The 25,145-nt window shown below is 57.2% G+C and carries 22 protein-coding genes; 19 read left to right on the top strand and 3 right to left on the bottom strand.

Features of this window, described 5'->3' with window-relative positions; all coding sequences use genetic code 11:
- Nucleotides 1-88: 88 nt before the first annotated feature.
- The 9 genes from fdnG (at nt 89) to ACPUC7_RS14990 (ending at nt 10,194) form a co-directional block, all read left to right on the top strand.
- Nucleotides 89-3,136: a formate dehydrogenase-N subunit alpha gene (fdnG, locus tag ACPUC7_RS14950; protein ID WP_494923511.1), complete on the top strand. Its 3,048-nt coding sequence runs from the start codon at nt 89-91 to the stop codon at nt 3,134-3,136.
- A gap of 11 nt (nt 3,137-3,147) precedes the next feature.
- The gene (fdxH, locus tag ACPUC7_RS14955) at nt 3,148-4,044 is read left to right on the top strand and encodes a formate dehydrogenase subunit beta (protein ID WP_343553377.1); all 897 of its coding nucleotides are present in this window, start codon (nt 3,148-3,150) and stop codon (nt 4,042-4,044) included.
- Nucleotides 4,044-4,685 carry a formate dehydrogenase cytochrome b556 subunit gene (gene fdoI, locus ACPUC7_RS14960; RefSeq protein WP_343553376.1) on the top strand — a complete coding sequence of 214 codons (642 nt, stop codon included), beginning with the start codon at nt 4,044-4,046 and terminating at the stop codon, nt 4,683-4,685. Before fdxH ends, fdoI begins: the two co-directional genes overlap by 1 nt.
- Nucleotides 4,685-5,611, top strand: a complete 927-nt coding sequence (fdhE, locus tag ACPUC7_RS14965) for a formate dehydrogenase accessory protein FdhE (RefSeq protein ID WP_343553375.1) — start codon at nt 4,685-4,687, stop codon at nt 5,609-5,611. Before fdoI ends, fdhE begins: the two co-directional genes overlap by 1 nt.
- Nucleotides 5,612-5,692: 81 nt before the next feature.
- Nucleotides 5,693-6,304, top strand: coding sequence for a glutathione S-transferase (locus ACPUC7_RS14970; protein ID WP_494923512.1), 612 nt, complete (start codon nt 5,693-5,695; stop codon nt 6,302-6,304).
- An 8-nt stretch (nt 6,305-6,312) separates the two neighbouring features.
- Nucleotides 6,313-7,692 carry an L-seryl-tRNA(Sec) selenium transferase gene (gene selA, locus ACPUC7_RS14975; RefSeq protein WP_494923513.1) on the top strand — a complete coding sequence of 460 codons (1,380 nt, stop codon included), beginning with the start codon at nt 6,313-6,315 and terminating at the stop codon, nt 7,690-7,692.
- A complete protein-coding gene (selB, locus tag ACPUC7_RS14980) occupies nt 7,689-9,542 on the top strand; it encodes a selenocysteine-specific translation elongation factor (RefSeq protein WP_494923514.1) in 1,854 nt (617 codons plus the stop codon). The genes selA and selB overlap by 4 nt, the downstream gene beginning before the upstream one ends.
- 111 nt (nt 9,543-9,653) lie before the next feature.
- Nucleotides 9,654-9,938 carry a type II toxin-antitoxin system ParD family antitoxin gene (locus ACPUC7_RS14985; protein ID WP_494923604.1) on the top strand — a complete coding sequence of 95 codons (285 nt, stop codon included), beginning with the start codon at nt 9,654-9,656 and terminating at the stop codon, nt 9,936-9,938.
- On the top strand, nt 9,904-10,194 hold the full coding sequence (locus tag ACPUC7_RS14990; protein WP_494923515.1) for a type II toxin-antitoxin system RelE/ParE family toxin: 291 nt from the start codon (nt 9,904-9,906) through the stop codon (nt 10,192-10,194). The genes ACPUC7_RS14985 and ACPUC7_RS14990 overlap by 35 nt, the downstream gene beginning before the upstream one ends.
- 99 nt (nt 10,195-10,293) lie before the next feature.
- On the opposite strand, the gene glyS is transcribed toward ACPUC7_RS14990, so the two are convergent.
- A complete protein-coding gene (gene glyS, locus ACPUC7_RS14995) occupies nt 10,294-12,363 on the bottom strand; it encodes a glycine--tRNA ligase subunit beta (RefSeq protein ID WP_494923516.1) in 2,070 nt (689 codons plus the stop codon).
- A gap of 9 nt (nt 12,364-12,372) precedes the next feature.
- Nucleotides 12,373-13,284: a glycine--tRNA ligase subunit alpha gene (gene glyQ / locus ACPUC7_RS15000; protein WP_008105242.1), complete on the bottom strand. Its 912-nt coding sequence runs from the start codon at nt 13,282-13,284 to the stop codon at nt 12,373-12,375.
- 347 nt (nt 13,285-13,631) lie between these two features.
- Between glyQ and ACPUC7_RS15005 the strand changes: the two genes are divergently transcribed.
- The 10 genes from ACPUC7_RS15005 (at nt 13,632) to ACPUC7_RS15050 (ending at nt 24,052) form a co-directional block, all read left to right on the top strand.
- Nucleotides 13,632-14,024 carry a RidA family protein gene (locus ACPUC7_RS15005; RefSeq protein WP_494923517.1) on the top strand — a complete coding sequence of 131 codons (393 nt, stop codon included), beginning with the start codon at nt 13,632-13,634 and terminating at the stop codon, nt 14,022-14,024.
- Nucleotides 14,024-14,995 carry an NAD(P)-dependent oxidoreductase gene (locus ACPUC7_RS15010; RefSeq protein WP_494923518.1) on the top strand — a complete coding sequence of 324 codons (972 nt, stop codon included), beginning with the start codon at nt 14,024-14,026 and terminating at the stop codon, nt 14,993-14,995. Before ACPUC7_RS15005 ends, ACPUC7_RS15010 begins: the two co-directional genes overlap by 1 nt.
- 122 nt (nt 14,996-15,117) lie before the next feature.
- A complete protein-coding gene (locus ACPUC7_RS15015; protein WP_343553140.1) occupies nt 15,118-16,014 on the top strand; it encodes a transporter substrate-binding domain-containing protein in 897 nt (298 codons plus the stop codon).
- Between the two features lie 55 nt (nt 16,015-16,069).
- The gene (locus tag ACPUC7_RS15020; protein WP_494923519.1) at nt 16,070-17,599 is read left to right on the top strand and encodes an amino acid ABC transporter permease/ATP-binding protein; all 1,530 of its coding nucleotides are present in this window, start codon (nt 16,070-16,072) and stop codon (nt 17,597-17,599) included.
- Entirely contained in the window at nt 17,583-18,626 is a 1,044-nt protein-coding gene (locus ACPUC7_RS15025; protein WP_494923520.1) for an alpha-hydroxy acid oxidase, read from the top strand. Before ACPUC7_RS15020 ends, ACPUC7_RS15025 begins: the two co-directional genes overlap by 17 nt.
- Before the next feature lie 72 nt (nt 18,627-18,698).
- On the top strand, nt 18,699-19,619 hold the full coding sequence (locus tag ACPUC7_RS15030; RefSeq protein ID WP_494923521.1) for an ABC transporter substrate-binding protein: 921 nt from the start codon (nt 18,699-18,701) through the stop codon (nt 19,617-19,619).
- Nucleotides 19,619-20,995 carry a dihydroorotase gene (locus ACPUC7_RS15035; protein ID WP_494923522.1) on the top strand — a complete coding sequence of 459 codons (1,377 nt, stop codon included), beginning with the start codon at nt 19,619-19,621 and terminating at the stop codon, nt 20,993-20,995. The genes ACPUC7_RS15030 and ACPUC7_RS15035 overlap by 1 nt, the downstream gene beginning before the upstream one ends.
- Nucleotides 20,996-21,009: 14 nt before the next feature.
- The gene (locus ACPUC7_RS15040) at nt 21,010-21,771 is read left to right on the top strand and encodes a GntR family transcriptional regulator (protein WP_343553135.1); all 762 of its coding nucleotides are present in this window, start codon (nt 21,010-21,012) and stop codon (nt 21,769-21,771) included.
- Between the two features lie 31 nt (nt 21,772-21,802).
- A complete protein-coding gene (locus ACPUC7_RS15045; RefSeq protein WP_494923523.1) occupies nt 21,803-22,918 on the top strand; it encodes a mandelate racemase/muconate lactonizing enzyme family protein in 1,116 nt (371 codons plus the stop codon).
- Nucleotides 22,919-23,056: 138 nt separating this feature from the next.
- Entirely contained in the window at nt 23,057-24,052 is a 996-nt protein-coding gene (locus tag ACPUC7_RS15050) for an acyltransferase (protein ID WP_494923524.1), read from the top strand.
- Here ACPUC7_RS15050 and ACPUC7_RS15055 read toward each other — a convergent pair.
- Nucleotides 24,037-24,969 carry a GlxA family transcriptional regulator gene (locus ACPUC7_RS15055; RefSeq protein ID WP_494923525.1) on the bottom strand — a complete coding sequence of 311 codons (933 nt, stop codon included), beginning with the start codon at nt 24,967-24,969 and terminating at the stop codon, nt 24,037-24,039. The two genes, ACPUC7_RS15050 and ACPUC7_RS15055, sit on opposite strands and share 16 nt — an antisense overlap.
- Between the last annotated feature and the right edge of the window lie 176 nt (nt 24,970-25,145).

A 25,145-nucleotide genomic window follows, 5' to 3' on the forward strand; every position in this document is an offset into this window, starting at 1 on the left:
TTGCCGCAATATTCGTCGGGTTATTCTGACGCCCGATGCACTGCACCGCAAAAGTAAAAATTAATCATTCATGTTGAAAGGATAATCCATGAACGTCAGCCGAAGAAAATTCTTCAAGGTATGCGCTGGCGGTATGGCAGGGACAACGGCAGCGCTGCTGGGCTTTGCGCCAGAAGTAGCACTGGCGGAAACGCGACAGTATAAACTGCTGCGCGCGCGCGAGACGCGTAACACCTGCACTTACTGCTCAGTCGGCTGCGGCTTGTTAATGTACAGCCTCGGTGACGGCGCGAAAAACGCCAAAGAAACCATTTTCCACATCGAAGGGGATCCGGATCATCCGGTGAGCCGCGGCGCATTGTGCCCGAAAGGTGCTGGCCTGCTCGACTTTATCCACAGCGACAGTCGCCTTCATTTCCCAGAATACCGCGCGCCAGGTTCCGATAAATGGCAGCGCATTAGCTGGGATGATGCCTTTGATCGCATCGCCAAACTGATGAAAGCCGACCGCGATACTAACTTTATCGCGCAGAACGCCGCGGGCGTAACGGTTAACCGTTGGCTCTCCACCGGCATGCTGTGTGCTTCGGCCTCCAGCAATGAAACCGGCTATTTAACCCAGAAATTTACCCGATCGCTTGGCATGTTAGCGGTCGACAACCAGGCACGCGTTTGACACGGACCAACGGTAGCAAGTCTTGCTCCAACTTTTGGTCGCGGTGCGATGACCAATCACTGGGTCGACATCCGTAATGCCAATCTGATTGTTGTGATGGGCGGTAACGCCGCTGAAGCGCATCCGGTGGGATTCCGCTGGGCGATGGAAGCCAAAATTCACAACAAAGCCAAAATCATTGTTATCGATCCGCGTTTCACTCGAACCGCATCGGTAGCCGATTTCTATACGCCGATCCGCTCGGGCACCGACATCACGTTCCTGTCGGGCGTACTGCTGTGGCTGCTGCAAAACGAAAAAATCCAGCGCGAATATGTTGAGGCGTACACCAACGCCAGCTTGATCGTGCGCGAGGATTATCATTTTGAAGATGGCCTGTTCAGCGGCTACGACGAAGCGAATCGCAAATACGATAAAACCAGCTGGAACTACGAGCTGGGCGACGATGGCTTTGCCAAACGCGACACCACGCTGACGCATCCGCGCTGCGTGTGGAACCTGCTGAAACAGCACGTCAGCCGCTACACGCCGGAAATCGTCGAGCGCATCTGCGGCACGCCAAAAGCTGACTTCCTGCACGTTTGCGAATTGCTGGGCGAAACCAGCGCGCGCGATCGCACCACCTCATTCCTGTATGCACTCGGCTGGACGCAACACTCAGTTGGCGCGCAGAACATCCGCACTATGGCGATGATTCAGTTGCTGCTGGGCAATATGGGTATGATTGGCGGCGGCATCAACGCACTGCGTGGTCACTCCAACATTCAGGGCTTAACCGATCTTGGCCTGCTGTCGCAAAGTCTGCCGGGCTACATGACGTTGCCATCGGAGAAGCAAACCGACCTGCAAACCTATCTGACCGCTAACACGCCAAAAGCGCTGCTGCCGGGCCAGGTGAACTACTGGAGCAACTACCCGAAATTCTTTGTCAGCCAGATGAAAGCTTTCTATGGCGACAAAGCCCAGAAAGAGAACAACTGGGGCTTCGATTGGTTGCCGAAGTGGGACAAAGGCTACGACGTGTTGCAGTACTTCGAGATGATGTCGCAGGGCAAGGTCAACGGCTATCTGTGCCAGGGCTTTAACCCGGTTGCCTCGTTCCCGAACAAAGGCAAAGTGATTGCGTCGCTGTCGAAGTTGAAGTTCCTGGTGACGATCGATCCGCTCAACACCGAAACTTCCACCTTCTGGGAGAATCACGACGAATTTAATAATGTCGATCCGTCGCAGATTCAAACCGAAGTGTTCCGCTTGCCATCTACCTGCTTCGCCGAAGAGAACGGTTCAATCGTTAACTCTGGCCGTTGGCTGCAATGGCACTGGAAAGGTCAGGATGCGCCGGGCGAAGCGCTAAACGACGGTGAAATTCTTTCTGGCATCTACTCGCGTCTGCGCAAAATGTACGCCAGTGAAGGCGGCGCGTTGCCTGAGCAAGTGCTGAACATGAGCTGGAATTACCTGACGCCAGAGAATCCAGCGCCAGAAGAAGTAGCGATGGAAAACAACGGCAAAGCGCTGGCCGATATCTTCGATGACAAAGGCACGCTGCTGGCGAAAAAAGGCCAACAGCTCAGCACCTTTGCGCATTTGAAAGATGACGGCAGCACCATGAGCGGTTGCTGGATTTTCGCCGGTAGCTGGACGCCGGATGGCAACCAGATGGCGCGCCGCGACAACACCGATCCTACCGGGCTGGGCAACACGCTCAACTGGAGTTGGGCATGGCCGCTGAATCGCCGCATTCTCTACAACCGCGCCTCGGCCGATCCGCAAGGCAATCCGTGGGACCCGAAACGCCAGATCCTCAAATGGGATGGCGCGAAATGGGGCGGCATGGATGTGCCGGATTACAGCGCCGCCGCACCTGGCAGCGATGTCGGTCCGTTCATCATGCAACCGGAAGGAATGGGTCGCCTGTTTGCGCTGGATAAAATGGCCGAAGGTCCGTTCCCGGAACACTACGAGCCGTTTGAAACGCCGATTGGCACCAACCCGCTGCATCCAAACGTGATTTCGAATCCGGCGGCGCGCGTGTTCAAAGACGATTTGGCCGCGATGGGCAAAGCCGAGCAGTTCCCGTATGTCGGCACCACCTATCGTCTCACCGAGCATTTCCATTACTGGACCAAACACGCGCGGCTCAATGCCATCGCGCAACCGGAGCAGTTTATTGAAATCGGCGAGAAGCTGGCGAACAAGCTAGGCATCGCGCAGGGCGATACGGTGAAAGTCAGCTCCAATCGCGGCTACATCAAAGCCAAAGCGGTGGTGACCAAGCGCATCCGTCCATTGGATGTTGACGGCAAAATCGTCGATACCATCGGCATTCCGATTCACTGGGGCTATCAAGGCGTGGCGAAAAAAGGCTTTATCGCCAATACCTTGACGCCATTTGTCGGTGACGCCAACACGCAAACGCCAGAATTTAAGGCGTTCCTCGTTAACGTCGAGAAGGTGTAAGGAGAACGAATATGGCTTATCAATCTCAAGACATTATCCGCCGCTCTGCCACCAATGGATTCACGCCTGCCCCGCAGGCGCGTAACCATCAGCAGGAAGTGGCGAAGCTGATCGACGTGACCACCTGTATCGGCTGCAAAGCCTGTCAGGTGGCGTGTTCGGAGTGGAACGACATCCGTGATGAAGTCGGTCATAACGTTGGGGTGTACGACAACCCGGCGGATTTGACCGCTAAATCCTGGACGGTGATGCGCTTCTCAGAAGTTGAGGAGAACGGCAAGTTAGAGTGGCTAATTCGCAAAGATGGCTGCATGCACTGCGCCGATCCCGGCTGCCTGAAAGCGTGCCCGTCTGAAGGCGCGATCATTCAGTACGCCAACGGCATCGTCGATTTTCAGTCAGAACAGTGCATTGGCTGCGGCTACTGCATCGCAGGCTGTCCGTTCGATGTGCCGCGTCTGAATAAAGACGATAACCGCGTGTATAAATGCACGTTGTGCGTCGATCGTGTCAATGTTGGGCAAGAACCGGCGTGCGTGAAAACCTGTCCGACTGGCGCGATTCACTTCGGCAGCAAAAGCGATATGCAGGCGCTGGCCGGTGAACGCGTGGCCGAGCTGAATACGCGCGGTTATGCCAATGCTGGCTTGTACGATCCGGAAGGCGTCGGCGGCACGCACGTGATGTACGTGTTGCACCATGCCAACAAACCGCAGCTGTATCACGGTTTGCCGGACAATCCGAGCATCAGCAAAGCGGTAACCTTCTGGAAAGGCATCTGGAAACCGCTGGCCGCGGTGGGCTTTGCTGCCACCTTCGCCGCCGCGGTGTTCCACTACGTTGGCGTTGGGCCAAACCGCGTGGAAGAGGATGACGATAACCTGCACGAAAAAGAGGAGCGCGAATAATGAAAAAACGCGATCGCCTGGTGCGCTACAGCGCGCCGGAACGCATCAATCACTGGATTGTGGCGTTCTGTTTTGTGTTTGCCGCGCTGAGCGGATTAGGTTTCTTCTTCCCGTCGTTTAACTGGTTGATGCACGTGCTTGGCACGCCGCAGCTGGCGCGTATCCTGCATCCCTTCGTCGGTACGGTGATGTTTGCCGCCTTTATCATCATGTTCTTGCGTTATTGGAAGCATAATCTGATAAACCGCGAAGATCTGGTGTGGGCGAAAAACATCCACAAAATCGTGCGCAATGAAGAGGTCGGCGACACCGGCAAATACAACTTCGGGCAGAAGTGTGTGTTCTGGGCTGCTATCATCAGCTTAGTCTTGCTGCTGGTGAGCGGAATTGTTATCTGGCGCCCGTACTTTGCCGGTGCCTTTACCATTCCGCTGATTCGCATCGCGTTAGTGGTGCATTCGGTCTCAGCTGTGGCGCTGATCGTGGTGATTATGGTGCACATTTATGCCGCGTTGTGGGTAAAAGGCACCATTACTGCCATGGTTGAGGGCTGGGTTCCGGCTGCGTGGGCGAAGAAACATCATCCACGCTGGTATCGCGAGCAGCGCCAACGCCAAACACAACAGGAAAAACGTCCCTGATGAGTATTCGCATCATCCCGCAGGACCAGCTGGAGAAAGGTGCAAAACTGACGGCGGAGCAAGTTCCGCCGTTACTTTTCCCTCGGCTGAAAAATCTGTATAGCCGCCGTGCGGCACGTTTGCGCGATCTGGCGGCGAAGAATCCGCTGGGCGATTATCTGCGCTTTGCCGCGATGATTGCCGAGGCGCAGGAGATCGTGCTGTATGACCATCCGCTGCAAATTGATCTGCAACAGCGGCTGGCCGACAGCGCCGAGCAAGGCAAACCGCCGCTCGATATCCACACCTTCCCACGTACCGCGCACTGGCAGCGTTTGCTGCATTCGCTGATCGCCGAGCTAAAACCGGAGATGAGCGGCCAGGCGCTGGCGGTGCTGGAGAATCTGGAAAAGGCCTCCACCAGCGAACTGGAAAATCTGGCGCATGCGCTGTTGGAAGGCGATTTCGCGCAAGTCAGCAGCGACAAATCGCCGTTCATCTGGGCGGCGTTGTCGATTTACTGGGCGCAGATGGCGGCGTTAATTCCGGGCAAAGCGCGTGCGGAATATGGCGAACATCGCCAGTTCTGCCCGGTGTGCGCCAGCGTGCCGGTCACCAGCGTGGTGCATATGGATGTGGGTCAGCAAGGCTTGCGCTATCTGCACTGCAACCTGTGTGAAAGTGAATGGTATGTGGTGCGCAGCAAGTGCTCGAACTGCGAAAATACCGGCGACTTGCATTATTGGTCACTGGATAGCGAAAAAGCGGCGGTGAAAGCGGAAAGCTGCGGTGATTGCGGCACTTACCTGAAGATGTTGTATCAGGAGAAAGATCCCGCCGTTGAACCGGTTGCCGATGATTTAGCCACGCTGGTGCTGGATGCGCGCATGGAACAGGAAGGCTTCGCGCGCAGCAGCCTGAATCCGTTTATGTTCCCAGGCGATTAAATGCGCCGCTGTAGGGTCGCCATTCATGGCGACCTTCACGATGAGCGCACCGATCCATGAAATTCAACACGGAGGCGAACGATGAAACTGATTGGCAGCTACACCAGCCCTTTTGTACGCAAAATCTCGGTGATTTTGCTGGAGAAAGGCCTGGTTTTTGAATTCGTCAACCAATCACCGTGGACCGACGACAGCCATGTGCCGCAATACAATCCGCTGGGCAAAGTACCGGCGTTGATTGACGACAATCAGTTGACCTGGTTCGACTCCTCGATCATCGCGCAATTCCTTGAACTGCGCGGTGATGCACCGGCACTGCTGCCCGAAGATGCAGTGCACGCGCTGCAAATTCGCCAGCTGGAAAAGCTGGCCGATGGCATCAACGATGCTGCGGTGATGATCGTGCGCGAGCAAATGCGCCCCGGCGATCAGCAATCCGCAGAGGTGCTGCTGCGCAATCGGGAAAAAATCCAGCGCGGCCTCGATGCACTCGAAACCGCTGCCGCGCAAGGCCAATGGCTCAACAGCGGCACGCTGAATCTGGCGGATATCGCCACCGGCTGCATGATTGGTTATCTGAACTTCCGCCGTGTGATGCCAAACTGGTGCGTTAATCGCCCGGCGTTGGTGAAACTGGCAGAAAGCCTGTTTGAGCGGGAAAGTTTTGCCCGCACCGTTCCGCCTACCCACTAAGCCACGCGATGAAATCCCTGTACAGTCAACTCCCTGCGATTGACAGCCTGCTGCGCGATCCCGCGTTGCAGCCGCTGCTCGAACACATCGGCACCACTTTCACCACACGTCAACTGCGCAACATGCAGCAGGAAGCGCGTGAGCATATCCAGCAGCATCAATCTTTGCCCGAGTGGCACGCCAACTGGCCGGATGAAGCGCTGCGCCGCAGCCAGCAGCAACAACAAAGCGCGCTGCGCCCGGTGTTCAATCTGACCGGCACGGTGCTGCACACCAATCTCGGCCGCGCACAGCTTAGCGGGCGCGCTATCGATGCGGTGATGAACTGCTTACGCCAACCGGTGACGCTGGAATATGCGCTGGATGATGCGGCGCGCGGTCATCGCGATCGCGCCGTTAGCGCATTGCTGTGCGAATTAACCGGCGCGGAAGCGGCGTGCATCGTCAACAACAACGCCGCCGCGGTTTTGCTGATGCTGGCGGCATTGGCGCCGGGCCGCGAAGTGATTGTGTCGCGCGGTGAGCTGGTCGAAATTGGCGGCGCATTCCGCATTCCCGACGTGATGCGCCAGGCGGGCTGTGAACTGGTGGAAGTCGGCACCACCAATCGTACCCACGCCAAAGATTATCGCGCGGCGATTGGCGAAAACACCGCATTGCTAATGAAGGTGCACACCAGCAATTACCAAATTCAGGGCTTTACTCATGCGGTCGCGGAAGCGGAATTGGTGGCCATCGCAGCGGAACATCAACTGCCGGTAATCACCGATCTCGGCAGCGGTTCGCTAATTGATATGACTGCGTTTGGCTTGCCAGCCGAGCCGATGCCGCAGCAGCTGATTGCTGCGGGCGTGAGTTTGGTGAGCTTCTCCGGCGATAAACTGCTCGGCGGGCCGCAAGCGGGCATCATCGTCGGCAAACAAGCATTGATCGATCGCTTACAGCAACATCCGCTGAAGCGCGCCTTGCGCGTGGATAAAATGACGCTCGCTGCATTAGAAGCCACGCTGCAACTCTATCGCCAGCCAGATACATTACGTGAAGCCTTGCCGACGCTGCGATTGTTAACCCGCTCTCCGCACGATATCCAGCAACAAGCAGAACGTTTAATGCCAGCATTAGAACAGGCTTACGGTGAGGATTTTTCACTGGCAATCGCTGCCTGTTCATCGCAAATCGGTAGCGGATCGCTGCCAGTTGAACGCATCCCCAGCTTTGCTATTACCTTCGCACCGCGCGATGGTCACGGCAGCGCACTTGCCAATCTGGCCCAACGCTGGCGCAGCTTGCCGCGTCCAGTGATTGGCCGCATTCAGGAGGGCAAACTGTGGCTGGATTTGCGCTGCCTTGATGATGAAGCCGCGCTGATTCAGGCGTTAGTGCCATGATTATCGCCACCGCTGGACATGTCGATCACGGTAAAACCGCGCTGTTACAGGCGCTAACCGGTGTTGATGCCGATCGCCTGCCAGAAGAGAAACGGCGCGGCATGACCATCGATCTCGGCTACGCCTATTGGCCGCAGCCGGATGGTCGCGTGCTTGGTTTTATCGATGTGCCGGGCCACGAAAAATTCCTCGCCAATATGCTGGCGGGCATCGGTGGCATTCATCATGCGTTATTGGTGGTGGCCTGCGACGACGGCGTGATGCCACAAACGCGTGAACACCTGCAATTACTCAGTTTGGCCGGACAGCCGCCGCTCAGCGTGGCGTTGACCAAAGCCGACCGCGTCGATGAAACCCGCATCGCCGAGGTGCAACTGCAAGTGGCGCAATTAACGCAGCAACTCGGTTGGCAAGCGGTGCCGCAATTCATTACCAGCAGCCACACGCAGCAAGGCATCGACGCGCTGCGCCAACATCTCAGCAGTTTGGCGGAACCGGCCTTCGACGATCGCTACCGCTTCCGTCTCGCCATCGATCGCGCCTTCACGTTGAAAGGCACCGGTTTGGTCGTCACCGGCACCGCGCTGTCGGGCGAAGTCGCGGTGGGCGACACCTTGTGGCTCAGCAGCCTCAATCAGCCGCTGCGCGTGCGTGCGCTGCATGCGCAGAACCAATCAGTGAATCGCGCACAGGCCGGTGAACGCATTGCGCTGAATATCGCTGGCGATGTCGAGAAAGCGCAAATTGCGCGCGGTGACTGGCTGCTGGCCCAGCAACATCCCGAAGGTTGCACCCGCTTAACCGTGGCGCTGCGTTTGCTGCAGCCGCTGAAAAGTGCTTCGCAACCGATTCATATTCATCACGCCGCCAGCCACGTCACCGGACGCGTGACGTTGCTGGCCGATGACATCGCCGAGATAGTACTGAATCAGCCACTGTGGCTGGCAGAGAACGATCGCCTGATCATTCGCGACAGCAATGCGCAGCAAACGCTGGGCGGCGCGCGCGTGCTACTTTTGAACAGCAAAAAGCGCGGCAAGCGGCAGGAAGATTATCTGACTTGGCTGCACCAATTGGCGGTCGCTGAAGATGATATTGACAGCCTGCGCGCGCATCTGGCTTATCAACCGCTTGAAACCACCGAGCTGGCGTGGGCGCGGCAACTGACTGAACCGGCTTCAAATACGTTGATTAAAGACGTTGCGCCGGTACAACTGGGCAACGCGTTGTTCAGCGCCGCGCAGACCGCGACATGGCAACAGAAGCTGCTGGAATCATTGGCGCATTTTCATCAACAGCATCCCGAAGTGCCCGGCATTGGTTACGATCGCCTGCGCCGCGTGGCGTTACCGCATCAACCCGCCGAGTGGGTGCTGGCGCTGATTGAGCAATTGCTGGACCAACGCCAGCTGCAACAGCGTCAAGGCTGGCTGCATCTGCCCGATTTCGAACCACGCTTTAATCCGCAGGAAGAAGTGTTGTGGCAGCAGGTTGGCCCGCTGTTTGGCGAGCAACCGTTGTGGGTGCGCGACATTGCGCTGGAAGTGCAGCAGGATGAAAACGAGATTCGCGCGCTGCTGCTCACCGCCGCGCGCCTTGGCCACATCACCGCGATCGTGCGCGATCGCTACTACCGCAGCGACCAGATCCAGATCTTCGCCGATCTGATTCGGAGCCGCGCCACACAAGGTGGCAGCACCAGCGCCGCTGACTTCCGCACCCAACTTGGCACCGGCAGAAAAGTCGCGGTGCAGATTCTGGAATTCTTTGACCGCAGCGGCTTTACCCGCCGCCGCGGCAACGATCACTTGCTGCGCGACGCACGCCTGTTTAACGCCCCTTCCGCCTAAATTCTCTCGCGTTGCCTCGCAGTTCTGTTTGTAACTGCGCTGCAACGCAGATTCCCTGTTGTATAAAAAAGTGCCAGAATGTAAGAAATACGCTTACATAGGACAGCGATGATGGCACGTACCATGACGATCGATTTAGGCGATGAACTGCGCGAGTTTGTTGAATCTCTGGTTGAGTCCGGCGACTACCGTACGCAAAGCGAAGTGGTGCGCGACTCGCTGCGCTTGCTGCGTGAGAAGCAGGCGGAATCGAAGCTGGAGCAGCTTAGGGAATTAGTGCGAGAAGGATTTGAAAGCGGTCCAGGCAAGGAATGGGATCAGGAAGATTTTCTAAGACGAGCTAAGGCCAGGGTAGGCATTTATGAAAAGAAAAATAACGATAAAACCGGAAGCTGATGCCGATTTATTGAAAATCTGGATGTATGGCTACTGGAATTACGGAGAACAGCTTGCTGATAACTATAACGACAAGTTTGCTGAGCTTTTCAATCAGCTCGCGATGTTTGATTTAGGGCGAAAACGGCCAGATCTGGGCAAACAAATTTATTCGCTGCCCGTGGGGCAACATATTGTCATCTATCGCGCGGAGGTTGATGAGATCTTCATTGGCCGAGTTTTACATCACTCACAAGATGTCAGTGCAGAATTTTAAAACAAAAGGGACGATTTCTCGTCCCTCTGATTATTTATCGCACCCTACGAAAACCACACCGCGCAATCGTAGGGTCGCCATTTATGGTGACCTGGTGAACTACTGTAACAGCGAAATATCCGCCACTTGCAGGAACAGCTGACGCAATTGCGCCAGCAGCGTCAGACGGTTAATACGCACCGCCTGATCGTCAGCATTGACCATCACTTTGTCGAAGAAGTTATCCACCGCTTCACGCAGCTGCGCCAGTTCTTCCAACGCATCCTGATAGCGGCCTTCTGCAAAGTACGGTTGCAGCTTGTCGCCCAGCGCGGTCACGAAGGTCGCCAGTTGGATCTCTTCGTTCTCTTTCAGCAGGGAAGCCTGCACGCTGTCGTTCAGGGTTTCCGTGGATTTCGCCAGGATGTTCGACACACGCTTGTTCGCCGCCGCCAGAGTGGCCGCTGCTTCCAGCGTACGGAAGTGTGAAACCGCCTTCATACGCGCATCAAAATCAGCCGGACGGGTTGGACGACGCGCCAGCACCGCTTGAATGGTGTCAACGCTGTGGCCCTCTTCCTGATACCAGGTACGGAAACGGCCGAGCATAAAGTCGATCACTTCATCGACCACTTTCGCGTTACTCAGCTTGCTGCCGTACAGGCGCACCGCTTCTTCGGTCAGCGTTTGCAGATCGAGTGGCAGGTTTTTCTCCACGATAATGCGCAACACGCCCAGCGCAGCACGACGCAGTGCAAACGGATCTTTATCGCCTTTTGGATGCTGACCAATGCCGAAGATGCCCGCGAGGGTATCCATCTTGTCGGCAATCGCAACCGCGCAAGCCACCGGATTGGATGGCAGATCATCACCGGCAAAACGCGGTTGATACTGCTCGTTCAAGGCAACGGCGACATCTTCTGCTTCGCCGTCATGACGCGCGTAATGCATGCCCATCACGCCTTGCGTGTCAGTGAACTCGAACACCATGTTGGTCATTAGGTCGCACTTCGACAGCAAGCCAGCACGCGTTGCATGATTCACATCGGCACCAATCTGCGCGGCAATCCAGCCCGCCAGCGCTTGAATACGATCGGTTTTATCACGCAGCGTACCCAGCTCTTTCTGGAACAGAACGGTTTCCAGACGCGGCAGGTTATCTTCCAGACGCTTTTTGCGGTCGGTGTTGAAGAAGAACTCAGCATCCGCCAGACGCGGGCGCACCACCTTCTCGTTACCGGAGATGATTTGCTGGGGATCTTTCGATTCGATGTTGGTGACGAAGATGAAATTCGGCAGCAGTTTGCCCGCCGCGTCGTACACCGGGAAGTACTTCTGGTCACCTTTCATGGTGTAAACCAGCGCTTCAGCTGGCACCGCGAGGAACTTCTCTTCGAATTTCGCCGTCAGCACCACTGGCCATTCCACCAGCGAAGTGACTTCTTCCAGCAGGCTCTCGCTCAGATCGGCAATGCCGCCAATCTTCTGCGCAGCCGCTTCGGCATCAGCTTTAATTTTGGCTTTACGCGCCGCGTAATCCGCCACCACTTTGCCGCGTTCCAGCAGCAGCTGTGGATACTGATCGGCATGGTCGATGGTGAATTCTGGCTCGCCCATAAAGCGATGACCGCGAATCACGCGATCGGACTGAATGCCCAGAATGGTGGCTGGAATCAGCTCATCACCCAGCAGCAACGTCACGGTGTGCACCGGACGCACAAACTGCACGTCGCTCGCGCCCCAGCGCATCAATTTTGGAATCGGCAACTTGCTCAGCGCGGTGGCAACCATCGCTGGCAGCAGCGCCTGCGCGCTTTCACCGGTGATTGATGCGCGATGCACCAGCCATTCGCCTTTATCGGTGCTCAGACGTTCAGCCTGATCCACGGTAATACCGTTACCACGCGCCCAACCTTCAGCCGCTTTGGTGGCGTTGCCTTCAGCATCAAACGCAGCGGCAATCGCCGGGCCACGCTTTTCCACTTCACGATCGGGCTGTGCCGCCGCGAGATCGGCAACTTTCAGCGCCAAACGACGCGGCGCTGCAAACCAGCTCACTTCGCCATGCGTTAAGCCAGCGCTGTCGAGCTCGGCGGTGAAGTGCGCAGCAAAGGCTTCAGCCAGGCTGCGCAGCGCTTTCGGAGGCAACTCTTCGGTGCCAATTTCCACCAGGAAAGTTTTATCGGTCATGGCTGCCTCTTACTTGTTTTTATTGCACATCGGGAAGCCAAGCGCCTCACGGGACGCATAATAGGCTTCCGCCACGGCTTTCGTCAGGGTGCGGATACGCAGGATGTAGCGCTGGCGTTCAGTAACTGAAATCGCCTTGCGTGCGTCCAGCAGGTTGAAGCTGTGCGCCGCTTTCAGAATGCGCTCGTACGCAGGCAGTGGCAGCGGTTTTTCCAGCGCCAGCAGCTGCTGCGCTTCTTTCTCATACTGCTCGAAGCAGGTGAAAAGGAAGTCGACATCGGCGTATTCGAAGTTATAGGTCGATTGTTCCACTTCGTTCTGATGGAACACTTCGCCGTAAGTGGTTTTGCCGAACGGACCGTCGCTCCACACCAGATCGTAAACGCTGTCTACGCCCTGAATGTACATCGCCAGACGCTCTAAGCCGTAAGTGATCTCGCCGGTGACCGGCTTGCACTCCAGACCGCCAACCTGCTGGAAGTAAGTGAACTGCGTCACTTCCATGCCGTTCAGCCACACTTCCCAACCGAGTCCCCACGCGCCAAGCGTTGGGTTTTCCCAGTTATCTTCAACGAAGCGAATGTCGTGAATGGTTGGATCCATACCCAGCTCTTTCAGCGACCCAAGGTACAGCTCCTGAAGGTTGTCCGGGTTAGGTTTGATCACCACCTGGAACTGGTAATAGTGCTGTAAACGGTTCGGGTTTTCACCGTAGCGTCCATCGGTTGGACGACGCGATGGCTGCACATAGGCGGTGGCCATTGGCTCTGGGCCTAAGGCACGCAGGCAAGTCATCGGGTGTGAGGTGCCGGCGCCCACTTCCATGTCCAACGGTTGGACAATGGTGCAGCCCTGGCGCGCCCAGTAATCCTGCAAGGTCAGGATCAGGCCCTGAAAGGTCTTGGTATCAAACTTTTGCATGTTGAATTCGCACGCGATACGGATCGGTTAAAAAAAGAGTGCGTCAGTATACCCTTTGACCGCGGATTGTGCAGCCGGAAATCCAGGCGAGAAAATCGGCGCTTGCGCACCGGTTTAGACGGCTAAAATGCGGAGATAAGAAAATCGTATACGATTCAAAACCAGCGAGCTATCACGTCATTAAAAACACATTTTATCATTTAAAATCATTGTCATGAATGAAATATCAGCAAATCCTATTACGTGATATGCATCACCTTTTCGACCCAGTGGTCAAAAATCGCACATTGACACTCGTATAATCGTATACGAAATTGCGGTGAAACAGATTTGCTTGAGATTTCACAATGAAGATTGCGTTGAGTTATCCAGGAATGAACGCCAGCGACCGCCCGATGGGGCCTGCGCCGCTGTCTGCCGCCGTGCTGCACGAACCGATGTTGTTCATTTCTGGCCAGGTGGCGATTGACCCGTACAGCGGCCAGATTGTGGGTAGCGACATCGCTAGCCAAACGCGCCAGGTACTGAAAAACGTCGGCGATCTGCTGAGCGAAGCCAACATGACCTTCGACAACGTAGTACGCGTCACCATCTATCTGACCGATCTCACCACCTTCAGCGCCATGAACGACGCTTACAGCGAGTTCTTCCAGTTCCCGTTCCCAGCGCGCGCCACCGTGGGCATTCAACTCAACCATCCTGACCTGCTGGTCGAGATGGAAGTCACGGCGATGCGCTAATGCACATTCATATTGAGAACGACGCCAGCGCCCCGCACGCGCTCCATCTGTCGATTGAGCAACTGCAACAGCGGCTGGATGCGCACCCGCAACTGCGTAACCACTTTATGTTGAGCGAAAACAGCGACAGCACGCAGACCGCCACTTTCCTCGCCAACTGCGACATCTTGTGGAGCGGGCGCAAGCTGGCGCTCGATCAGTTCACCACGCCGCGTTTGGGCTGGGTACAGGTGATGTCGGCGGGCGTTAAGCAGTGGCTGGCGCACTGGCCGCAAGGCGTAACGCTGACCAACGCGTCTGGCGTGCACGGCGACAAAGGCGCGGAGTTCATTTTGATGGCGGCGCTGATGTTCAACTTTGGCATCCCCGGATTTTTGCAGGATCAAGCGCAGCGCCTGTGGCGTCCCACGTTTGGCGGCTGCGCACGCGGTAAAACCGTGTTGCTGCTGGGTGTCGGCGGCATCGGCGCGGCGGCGGCGCAACTGCTCACCGCGCAGGGTTATCGGGTGATTGGCGTGACGCGCAGCGGCCAGTGCGATGCCAACGTGGCGCGCTGCATTCGTATTGATGCGATGGATGATGTGCTGCCACAAGTCGATGTGGTGGTTTCCACCTTGCCGCTGACGCCACAAACCCATCGCCTGTTTGATCGCCGTCGTCTGGATCGGCTGCCTGCACGGGCGGGCATTGTGATTGTGGGCCGTGCTGATGTGTTCGATTACAGCGCGATGCGCGAAAAGCTGTGCGCGGGCGAATTGGCCGGCGCAGTACTGGATGTCTATCCGCAAGAGCCTTTACCGGCTGACGATCCGCTGTGGAGCACGCCCGGCGTGGTGATGACGCCCCATTGCAGCCTCGACGATCACAGCGCGTATCTCGCCGGTTGTCTCGATGTGTTCATCGATAACCTGCTGCACTTCCGCAGCGGACAGCCACTGCGCAACCTGGTTGACGCTGAACGCGGGTATTGAGTTACAGCACGCATGATTTCCGTAGGGTCGCCATTCATGGCGACCAGCAAAAAAGCACCAAAGACGTTCATAAAACACAAGGTCATCGCTTTCTCATTCACCAGCACCAGGGGAACCTTATTATGAAATTTGCACGCATTGCTTTGTTAATCTCTGGCCTCACCGGCAGCTTGCTGGCGGGCATCTCCAGCGCCCACGCGGCCAGCACCGATCCGATCACCCCAACCGCCAGCGACTTCGCTGCCATGGCGCAGTGCAAGGCGCTGCAAACCAAATATCCATCGCTGAAAGGCAAAGATCTGGTTGTCGGACTCGGCGGCTACACCAAAGGCTTTGAAGCACCATCAGAGAAAGATCCGAGCATTATTGAAGGCCTCGATCCATCACTGTTCGAGCGCATCAGCAGCTGCTTAGGCGCGAAACACAGCTATCAAAGCGGCTCCTTCAACGTATTGCTGACCTCAATTTCCAGCGGCCGCGCTGACATCGGCCCAATGCTGTATGTCACTGACGAGCGTATGAAGCAGATCGCCTTCGTCGCCTCAATGCAGGTGCAAGACGGTTCGATCCTCGCCAAAGGCAACCCGAAGAAAATCAGCAGCGTAGATGACCTGTGCGGCAAAACCGTGGCCGCCGCCGCGGGATCCTACGAAGCCAACAAACTGGTGCCGGAGCAAAGCGCCAAATGCACCGCCGCTGGCAAACCCGAAGTCAGCATGTTGATGGTGCAGAACACCGACAACAGCATTCAGGCGGTGAAAAGCGGTCGTGCTGATATCTATCTGACCGAAGCCGGTTCAGCGATTGCGATTGCCAAAGCCGATAAAACGCTGGAAAGCGGCTTCACCGTGGATCTGCCAATCATGGTTGGTTTCCCCATAGCCAAAGACAACGCCACGCTGCGCGGCGCGGTGCTGGATGCGATGAAGGTGATTCAGGAAAGCGGCGCACAGAAAAAATTGCTGGATTACTGGGGCCAGGGCAGTGCTGCTGAGCGTCCAGTTGTTGCACGTGGTTAATGCATAAACTCAGCCGCCTCGGTGTTGCAGCCGAGGCGTTGAGGAGGATAACGCCTTGGATGATTTTCTCAAGTATCTGACCTTCCCCTACTTATGGGAAGGCGCCGTCATCGCCGTGCAGCTGTTAGTAGGCGCGCTGGCCGGTGGCATTTTGATTGGCTTTTTCCTGGCGTTAGCCAGCAACTCAAAGCACTGGTTTATCCGCATTCCGGTGAAAGTCTACATCTATACGCTGCGCGGTACGCCGGTGCTGTTGCAGCTGATTCTGCTGTACAACGTGTTGCCAGAATTTGGTCTGCGTCTTGATCCGTTCACCAGCGCGCTGCTGGCGTTGATGATCAACGAAACCGCCTTCTGCGCCGAAATCATTCGCGGCGGCATCATGGCCACCGATCGCGATCAAAGCATGGCGGCGCAAGCATTCGGTTACTCGCGCACCAAAGAGATGATTCACGTGGTGATTCCGCAGGCACTGCGCGCCATTTTGCCGACCATGGGCAACGAAACCGTTGGCTTGCTGAAATCCACCTCGCTGGCGTCGGTGGTGGGCGTGAACGAATTGACGATGCGCGGCCAGGCGATTGTGTCGCAAAACTTCCTGTTTATTCCGGTGCTGGTCGCCTCGGGCGGCATCTACCTGATTCTTTCCACGCTGTTGGCGGGTGGCCAATGGTGGCTGGAGAAGTTCTACAACCTCGATGAACGTGCGCGCCGTGCGCGGGCAAGATTGGCAAAACTGCCACCGGAAGCTGACGTCACGCCGATGCAGCTACCAAAACGTCGTTGGGATACGCAAACCGCTGCGCCCGTGCTGGAAGTCGATCAACTGTGCGTCGAATACGCCGGTAAAGCGGTATTGAAATCGCTGTCGCTTACCGTGCGTCGCGGCGAAGTGGTGGTGCTGCTCGGGCGTTCCGGTTCGGGCAAAAGTACGCTGTTGAAATCGATTCTGGCATTAACGCCACGCAGCAGCGGCACCATTCAAACCGAAGGCCACTTTATGGGCAGCGACGAGAAGGGTCGCGCGCTGGCGCAACGTCATTTACCGGCCAACCGCGCCAAATCCGGCATTGGCATCGTGTTCCAGCACTTCGCGTTGTTTGATCATCTTACCGCGCTGGAAAATGTGATGAGCATTTTGTTGCGCGTACAAGGCGCACAGCCGGAAATCGCGCGTGCCAAAGCGATGCGCGCCTTGAAAATGGTGGGATTGGGCGATTTCGCGGCCTCGTTGCCGCACGAGCTTTCCGGCGGCCAGAAACAGCGCGTTGGCATTGCGCGGGCGCTGGCGGCAGAACCGCAAATCCTGCTGTTTGATGAGCCAACCTCGGCGCTCGATCCCGAGCTGGTACGCGAAGTGAACCAAACCATGCGCAGTCTGGCGCAAACCGGCATCACCATGATCATCAGCACCCACGACATTGCCTTTGCTGCGGGCGTGGCCGATCGCGTGGTGTTCCTGCAAAACGGTGCGCTGATTGAAGAAGGCCCACCGGCGATTCTGCAAAATCCGCAGACGCCGGCCTTCGCCACCTTCCTTGAGCATGAAAATGCTGTGGAGGCGCAACATGCCAACGCGCTTTGAATTAACGGCGCGCGAGCGCCTCGGCGATGCGCTGTTCCGCTACATGCAAGGCCAACCGGCTGATGCGCTAGGCGACGAACCGGACGCCAATCAACAGGCATTGCGCCGCTTTCGTCTGCTGCCGCGCGTGTTGCAGGGCAATGACGGCATCGACACACAGATTTCGCTGCGCGATCAAAACTGGAGTGCACCGATTGGTGTCGGCGCGTTTGCTGGCGACCGCATTTTCCATGAAGAAGGTGTGTTGCCGATTGCGCGCGCCTGTAAACGTCTGCAATTGCCGCTGGTGATTTCGGAAGAAACCGTCACGCCGCTGGAGCAGATTGGCGCGGAGTACGATCGCTGCTGGCTGCAACTGCGTGCAGCGGGCGATGTCGGCCGCATTAAAGACTTAATCGATCAGGCCGTAAACGCCGGATTCAAAAACATCGTGCTGACGGTATTAGCGCCAGTGCATCCGGTCGCCGGTTTGCAGCCTGGCGGCTTTTCGATTGGCGATGCGTTAAAGCAGCGCGGCTGGCACACCATCGGCGGCACGCAACCTGGCGTTGAACCGCTACCGGCATTTCCGGTGTGGCGCTGGCAACAGATTGATGAAGTGGCCGCGCACTGCGCCGATCATCATATTCCGCTGTGGCTGAAAGGTATTTTGCATCATGACGATGCGGCGCAAGCGGCGCAGCACGGCGTGAGCGGATTGATCGCTTCAAATATTGGTCTGCGCCAAAGCGCGCGTTGGGCGACGCCGGTCGATCAGCTGCCAGATTTACACGCCGTCACGCGCTTGCCGCTGCTGTTGGATGGCGGCGTGCGCTGCGGCAGCGATGCGGTAATCGCGCGCTGTCTTGGCGCATCGCTGTCACTCAGCGTGCGACCGATCATCAGCGCGTTAGTGGCGGGCGGCGAAAGCGCGGTATTCGATGTGCTTTCCGGCTGGATCAATGAAATCACCGCGATCGGTCATTGGTGCGGCGTCAGCGATATGACCGCACTGAACGGCAGTTTCATCATCGAGGTGCATTCGTAGGGTCGCCATTTATGGTGACCGATATTGCGCAGCCGACGGGCATGACAACTCTATTTATTGAGGTACGTGGCAATGCAGATACTGATTTTTAATCAAGGCGATGCCAGCGAATCACGCATTTACTACTGCGCGCACTATCTGGCGCAAAGCCTCGGCTTGTTTGCGGCTGAGCAACTGGAGGTGATTTTCACCACCAGCGAATCCGGTGGACACACGGTGCAAGGCGGCCAGGTTCCGGCGGTATTGAGCCGCGATGCCGATCTAACGCTCGGCGGCCCGATGGTGGTGATGAAGCATTACCAGCAGCACGGTGCCGAATTGCAGTGCTTCTGCGCTTCGGTTGCGGCGAATCCGTGGTTCCTCGCCGCCGCACAAGCACAGCCGCAATTTACCCTCAGCGATCTGCGTGGCAAGCGCGTGCTGGATGTCGGCAATGTCGGCACCGCCACGCTGACCTTCCGCTGGTTGCTGGCGCGTCACGGTTTGCAGGATGTGGAATTGATTGCTGGCAGTGGCGATCAGGCGCGCGATTTTGCCGCGGTTGCCAACGGCGAAGCCGATTATGCCTTGCACGCCATGCACATGCTGGCACCCGCCATCGCCGCCGGACAATTACACAGCGTCAGTAGCCTGGCCGACGTCTGCGGTCACGTGCCGTGGAGCGCCTACATCGCGCGCGCCGATGTACTGATCGAGAAAGCCGCCGCCTTCGACGTCTTTGCGCGCGCCATCGCCCACGCGCTGAGGTGGATCGCTGAACACAGCGCCGCCGAGCTGGCAGAACAAGTGCAGCCGTTCTTTGCCGATTATCCACGCGAGGCGCTGGTACGCGGTCTGGATGCCTATCAACAGGCCCACGTTTTTGCGCCCGGCTGCGTAATTCCGCGCGCTGAGTTTGATCATTTCACCCAGCTACTCGGCGCGATTGGCTGGCTGGATCCTTCACAACCGGTGCCGTACACGGCGCTGGTGACGCAGGCAGGAGCAGAGTGATGAAACAGTTAATTATTAATGGTTTGGTGGTAACAGAAACCCGCGCAGCCTTGGCTGATTTGCTGATTGAAAACGGCAAAATCAGCGGCGTGTTATCGCCCGGTGCGATGACGCACGGCGCGGATGAAGTGATTGATGCGCAAGGGCTGATCATCGTGCCCGGCGCAATCGATGTGCACACCCATTTCACCGGTTCGCACGATTTCCCGCAGCAGGAATTGCGTGAAGGCACGCGCGGCGCGGCGGCGCACGGCGTCACCACCATTGTTGAGATGCCGCATTCATTGCCGCCAGCCACCACGCTCGCCAATTTTACCAACAAGAAAAGCTGGCTGGCCGAGAACTGCTCGGTGGATTACGCCCTATGGGCTGGATTGGACGGAAATAACGTACATGAACTGGCGGCGCTGGATCAGGCTGGCGCGCTGGCGTTCAAAGCCTTCTTATGCAGCGGCGCGCCGAACGGCGAAGCCACCGATGAGAAAGGTTTGCCGCGTCTGGATGATGACGGTTTGCTGCGTGCGATGCGTGAACTGGCGACCTTCGACGGCCTGATTGGTGTGCACGCGGAGAACCACGACATTTTAATCGGCGCTGGCAGCGAACAGCGCCGCGCCGGACGCAAAGATGAGCGCGCCCACGCGCTGGCTGGCCCGGAAATCGCTGAAATCGAAGCGGTTGGCCGCGTGCTGGCGGTAGCCGAAGAGACCGGCGCTCGTTGCCATATCGTCCACGTCAGTTCGGCACGCGCGGCTGAAACCATCGTCGCCGCTAAGGGCCGCGTGCGCGCCAGCTTCGAAACCTGCCCGCACTATTTATTACTCGATGAAGACGATTTGGTGCGCATTGGTCCGAACGCGCGCTGCGGCCCGCCGATTCGTCCTCGTCCGGTAGTGGATGCATTGTGGCAGGTGCTGCTGCGCGGCGAAGTCGACATGATTGCCTCCGATCACTGCCCGTACACGCCAGCACAGAAACAGGCCGGTGAAACCAGCATCTGGGATGCCGGCATGGGATTAACCGGCGTTGAGACCCTCAGCCCGATGTTCTTCAGCGCGGCGCATATTGAACGCGGCGTGGCGCTGACTGAATTTGCCCGTATGACCGCCAGCGGACCGGCCAAAGCCTTCCAGCTGTGGGGCAAAAAAGGCGCGATTGCGCCCGGCTTCGATGCCGATTTGGTGTTCTACGACGCCAATCAGAGCTGGACGGTTGCAGGCGAAAAATTCCAGGGACTCGGCAAGTGGAGCGCATTTGAAGGGATGCGCTGTCAGGGTAAAGTGGTGCGCACATTGATACGTGGCGTCACGGTATTCCAGGATGATCAGATGCAGGTGGAACCCGGCTTCGGTCAATTCGTGACCCGACAGGTTTAAACAGGACAAATAACATGGCAGGAAAATCGTCTACCGCTCGCCGTAAAAACAGCGCCCCGCTGGCGCAGGAAGCGGCAACAGATAGCAACTGGAGCGCAGCACGCCCACGCACGCTGGTTGATCACGCTGTTGATGCCATTCTCAGCGCCGCCTCGCGCGGCCTGATCCTGCCCGGCGACCGCATTGCAGAGCCGGAACTGGTGGCAAAACTCGGCATGAGCCGCGTGCCGATTCGCGAAGCGCTGCGCATTCTGGAGAGCCAGGGCATTGTCACCAGCGAGCCGTATAAAGGCATCCGCCTGATGGAAATTTCGCATCAGCGGCTGGAGCAGATCATTGATGTGCGCATTCCGCTGGAGACGCTGGCATGCCGCCGGGCGATTGAAGCCGGACGCAACGGCGCGGAGCAACTCAACCTGCTGTATCAAGGCGTGGCGCAGATGCAGACCATGATGCAAAACGATGATGTGTATGGGTTTGCCTCAGCCGATACCGATTTTCACCGCACGCTGTGCAGCTTCGCACACAACCCGGTGCTGAGTAACTTGTGGGAGTCGATTGCCCGTCAGCTGACGGTGATTTTCGGCCTTTCCACCATGGGCAAATCAATGAGCGACATCATTGAGGAGCACCAACGGCTGATCAATGTGTTTGCCGATGGCGATATCGCCAAAATTTCCGCCGAGGTTGAGAACCACATCCGCATTCAAGCGCTGGACGTGGATTACGAAACCCTTATTACGCAACGCCGCCAGCATCGTTCCGCTCTCGGCTGATTTGAATTGCCTTACACCAGGGAAACTCACTATGAAAATCACCAACGTTGAGGCGTTTTACCTGCGCCTTCCTGTGATTGAACAGCGCACCGACAGTTCTCAGGATGCGCTGCTGATCAAAATCACCACCGACGCGGGCATCACCGGCTGGGGCGAAGTGGATGGCAGCCCGTATGTCACCAAAGCGATTATTGAAGCGCCCTATTCGCACACCATGGTGACGGGCCTGAAATCGCTGCTGATCGGCGAAAATCCGCTGGAAACCGGCCGTTTGTGGAAGAAGATGCACAAAGCCACCATCTATTACGGTCGCAGCGGCGCGGTGTTGCAGGCGATGGCGGGCATCGATATCGCCCTGTGGGACATCAAAGGCAAAGCGCTCGGCAAACCGATTGTCGAGCTGCTGGGCGGCGCGATGCGCGACAAGATGCGCGTTTACTCCTCCAACATGTTCCAGTTCAGCGTCGAAGAAACAGTGACGCGCGCTAAACACGCTATCGATACCGGCCACACCGGCGTGAAGTTTGGTTGGGAGCCGTTCGGTACTGATGAAGCGCTGGATCTGCGTTATCTGGAAGCGCTGCGTGAGGCGATGGGCGACAGCGTGGATTTGATGCTGGATGTTGGTCACGTGTGGGATGCCAAAACCACCCTTCGCCGCAGCCAGCGTTATGAACACCTCAACCTGTTCTGGATTGAAGAACCGCTGCATCCAGACAACTACGCCGGTTACGGCCAGGTTTCGGCGGCGTGCCAGCAGCACATCGCCGCCGGTGAGCAAGAGTGCTCGGTAACGGGCTTCCAGCGTCTGATTGATGAAGGCGGCATCGATATCGTGCAGATCGATTTGACGCGCACCGGCTTTACTCAAGCGATGGAAATCGCCAGCTACGCGCACAGCCGTGGGCGCAAAGTGTGTAATCACAACTTCACCACCGACATTAATACCGCTGCGTCGCTGCATTTCCTGTGTGCGATTGAGAACGCGCTGGTGATGGAATATTGCGTCGAGCCGGGCGAAATCAGCCGCTCGCTGGCGAAAAATCCAGTGCGTATCGCCGACGGTTACGCATGGTTGCCAAGCGAGCCGGGCCTCGGCGTCGAACCGGATGAAGCGGTGATCGAGAAGTTTTTAGTACGCGATTAATGCGTGAAGGTGGTTCGGTTTCGTAGGGTCGCCATTTAGGGTGACCTCCATAACAGAGAGCTCCGAATTCCATCACCAAAGGTTGTTGGCGCGCCGCCAGATGGCTAACCTCTTGCACAGCGAATGCAAGAGGAAGCCATGCAGCAAAAAATTCACTGGATCGATAATCTCCGCGCCATCGCCTGCCTGATGGTGATCGTCATTCACACCACCACTTGGTACATCACCGGACCGATGGCGGTAACCGGCATGAGTTGGGACGTGGCGAACCTGCTCAATTCAGCATCACGCGTGTGTGTGCCGCTGTTCTTTATGATTTCCGGCTACCTGTTCTTCGGCGAACGCAGCGCGCAAGGGCGGCATCTGCTACGCATCGTGCTGTGTTTGCTGTTTTACAGCGCGGTGGCGCTGGCCTATATCACCTGGCTAACGCCGATCAGCGAAGGACGTTCACTGCTGAAGCTGCTGCAAAAGCCGGTGTTCTATCATCTGTGGTTCTTCTTCGCCATCATCGGCATCTATCTGCTGTCGCCGCTGATTCAGGTGAAAAGCGTCGCACCGCGTTATGTGGCGATGTTGGTGATGGTGCTGGCGGTGCTGGCGAATCCGAATACCGTCAGTCAATCGCTGGGGCCGTTTCACTGGCTGCCGGTGAATCTGTATGTCAGTGGCGACACCATTTATTACCTGCTGTATGCGCTGCTCGGTCGTGCGATTGGCTGCATGGAAACCGATAAACGTGGCATTAGCTGGCTAGCGGGATTGGGCTTTATCGCCTGCGTAATTGGCATCGCGCTTGGCACCAAACAGATGCTGAAAATTAACGGCGCGTTCAACGATACCTGGTATCTCTACTGCGGTCCGCTGGTGTTTATCGCCGCCATCAGTTTGTTGCTGCTGGCGAAGAACAGCCTGAATCAGTGCACGCTGCCCGGCTTAGCCACCATTTCGCGCTACTCGTTGCCGATCTACGGCTTCCACGCCTTATTCATCCACTTCCTGCGCACCCATCATTACGATGACATGGCGCGACCGTGGCTCGATTTGCCGTGGGTATTTGGCGTGACGCTGATCGGCAGTTTAGGGCTGGCGATGCTGCTGAAACGCGTGGATAAGCATCACTTGGTGAGCTGATCGTCCCAGCGCTGATGCGCCCGACGTAGCTGGCGCGCCGAAGAAAATCCCGCCGCCAGCGCCGCTTTCTCCGCCGCTTCGCCCTGCTGCTGGCGCTGGCGCGCAATCACTAAACGCAGCTGTTCGTGATATTCGCGCACGCTGATACCCAGATGCTGGCGAAACAGCCGCGTCAGATGGCGCTCGCTAACGTGCGCGCGCTCGGCTAACGCCGTTAACGACCAATCGTGTTCGGGATGGGCAATCATCACATCCTGCGCGCGGTGAATCGCCGGATGCATATGATTGCGATAACGCAGCCACGGCGACAGTTGCGGATCGTCACCCGAACGGCGGAACCACACCACCATTTCGCGCGCCACTCTCAGCGCCTGTGCCGCGCCGCATAAGCGGTTGATCAGATGCAGTGCCAAATCAATTCCGGCGGTAATCCCGGCACTGGTCCAGATGCCACCATCTTCGACAAACACGCGGTTATCTTTCACTAACGCTGCGGGCGCGGCCGCTTTCAAACGCGGCAACACATCGTGATGGGTGGTGCACTGAATGCCATCCAGCAATCCGGCCTGCGCAGACAGCAATGCGCCAGAGCAGATGCACACCAAAGTGATGCGTTTGGCATTTATGACCGCTTGTTGCTGGCGCAACCAGTCACGCGCTTGTGCGGCCGGTGCGGTATCAAACCAGACTTTGGAGTTAAGTACGCCGGGCACCACCAGCAGGCAGTTTTCGGGCAGTTCGGCGGGCAAAGGCGCGATCTCGGCGATGGTCATACCGGTTGATGCCAGCACGCTGGATTGCGGCCCGATGTAATGCAGCGAAAAGTGACCGTCGGCAAGTTGCAGCGTTTCCGCCGGACCGGTGAGATCCAGCGCCATCACACCAGGAAGAACGAGGAAGTAAACGGGCTGCGGCATGGTGGATTCCAGTTGAGTGTGGTGCGTTTTCCCCTCACCCTAGCCCTCTCCCGCACGCGGGCGAGGGAACCGATCGAGGGTCGATGTAAGCTTGCATTCAGCCCCAGCTTTGCACTATCGGCCCCCTCTCCCGTACGCGGGAGAGGGTTGGGGTGAGGGACAGATCAAGCCATAAC

This window comes from Pantoea sp. CFCC18179, assembly GCF_059412405.1.

Bases quoted from the DNA above. Each gene is read 5' to 3' on its own strand.
- ACPUC7_RS15005 (WP_494923517.1), top strand. From the start codon at position 13,632: ATGAAGATTGCGTTGAGTTATCCAGGAATGAACGCCAGCGACCGCCCG.
- ACPUC7_RS15010 (WP_494923518.1), top strand. From the start codon at position 14,024: ATGCACATTCATATTGAGAACGACGCCAGCGCCCCGCACGCGCTCCAT.
- ACPUC7_RS15055 (WP_494923525.1), bottom strand. From the start codon at position 24,969: ATGCCGCAGCCCGTTTACTTCCTCGTTCTTCCTGGTGTGATGGCGCTG.
- ACPUC7_RS15045 (WP_494923523.1), top strand. From the start codon at position 21,803: ATGAAAATCACCAACGTTGAGGCGTTTTACCTGCGCCTTCCTGTGATT.
- fdoI (WP_343553376.1), top strand. From the start codon at position 4,044: ATGAAAAAACGCGATCGCCTGGTGCGCTACAGCGCGCCGGAACGCATC.
- fdxH (WP_343553377.1), top strand. From the start codon at position 3,148: ATGGCTTATCAATCTCAAGACATTATCCGCCGCTCTGCCACCAATGGA.
- ACPUC7_RS15040 (WP_343553135.1), top strand. From the start codon at position 21,010: ATGGCAGGAAAATCGTCTACCGCTCGCCGTAAAAACAGCGCCCCGCTG.
- ACPUC7_RS14990 (WP_494923515.1), top strand. From the start codon at position 9,904: ATGAAAAGAAAAATAACGATAAAACCGGAAGCTGATGCCGATTTATTG.
- ACPUC7_RS14970 (WP_494923512.1), top strand. From the start codon at position 5,693: ATGAAACTGATTGGCAGCTACACCAGCCCTTTTGTACGCAAAATCTCG.
- ACPUC7_RS15015 (WP_343553140.1), top strand. From the start codon at position 15,118: ATGAAATTTGCACGCATTGCTTTGTTAATCTCTGGCCTCACCGGCAGC.
- ACPUC7_RS14985 (WP_494923604.1), top strand. From the start codon at position 9,654: ATGGCACGTACCATGACGATCGATTTAGGCGATGAACTGCGCGAGTTT.
- fdhE (WP_343553375.1), top strand. From the start codon at position 4,685: ATGAGTATTCGCATCATCCCGCAGGACCAGCTGGAGAAAGGTGCAAAA.
- ACPUC7_RS15035 (WP_494923522.1), top strand. From the start codon at position 19,619: ATGAAACAGTTAATTATTAATGGTTTGGTGGTAACAGAAACCCGCGCA.
- selB (WP_494923514.1), top strand. From the start codon at position 7,689: ATGATTATCGCCACCGCTGGACATGTCGATCACGGTAAAACCGCGCTG.
- selA (WP_494923513.1), top strand. From the start codon at position 6,313: ATGAAATCCCTGTACAGTCAACTCCCTGCGATTGACAGCCTGCTGCGC.
- ACPUC7_RS15030 (WP_494923521.1), top strand. From the start codon at position 18,699: ATGCAGATACTGATTTTTAATCAAGGCGATGCCAGCGAATCACGCATT.
- glyS (WP_494923516.1), bottom strand. From the start codon at position 12,363: ATGACCGATAAAACTTTCCTGGTGGAAATTGGCACCGAAGAGTTGCCT.
- glyQ (WP_008105242.1), bottom strand. From the start codon at position 13,284: ATGCAAAAGTTTGATACCAAGACCTTTCAGGGCCTGATCCTGACCTTG.
- ACPUC7_RS15050 (WP_494923524.1), top strand. From the start codon at position 23,057: ATGCAGCAAAAAATTCACTGGATCGATAATCTCCGCGCCATCGCCTGC.
- ACPUC7_RS15025 (WP_494923520.1), top strand. From the start codon at position 17,583: ATGCCAACGCGCTTTGAATTAACGGCGCGCGAGCGCCTCGGCGATGCG.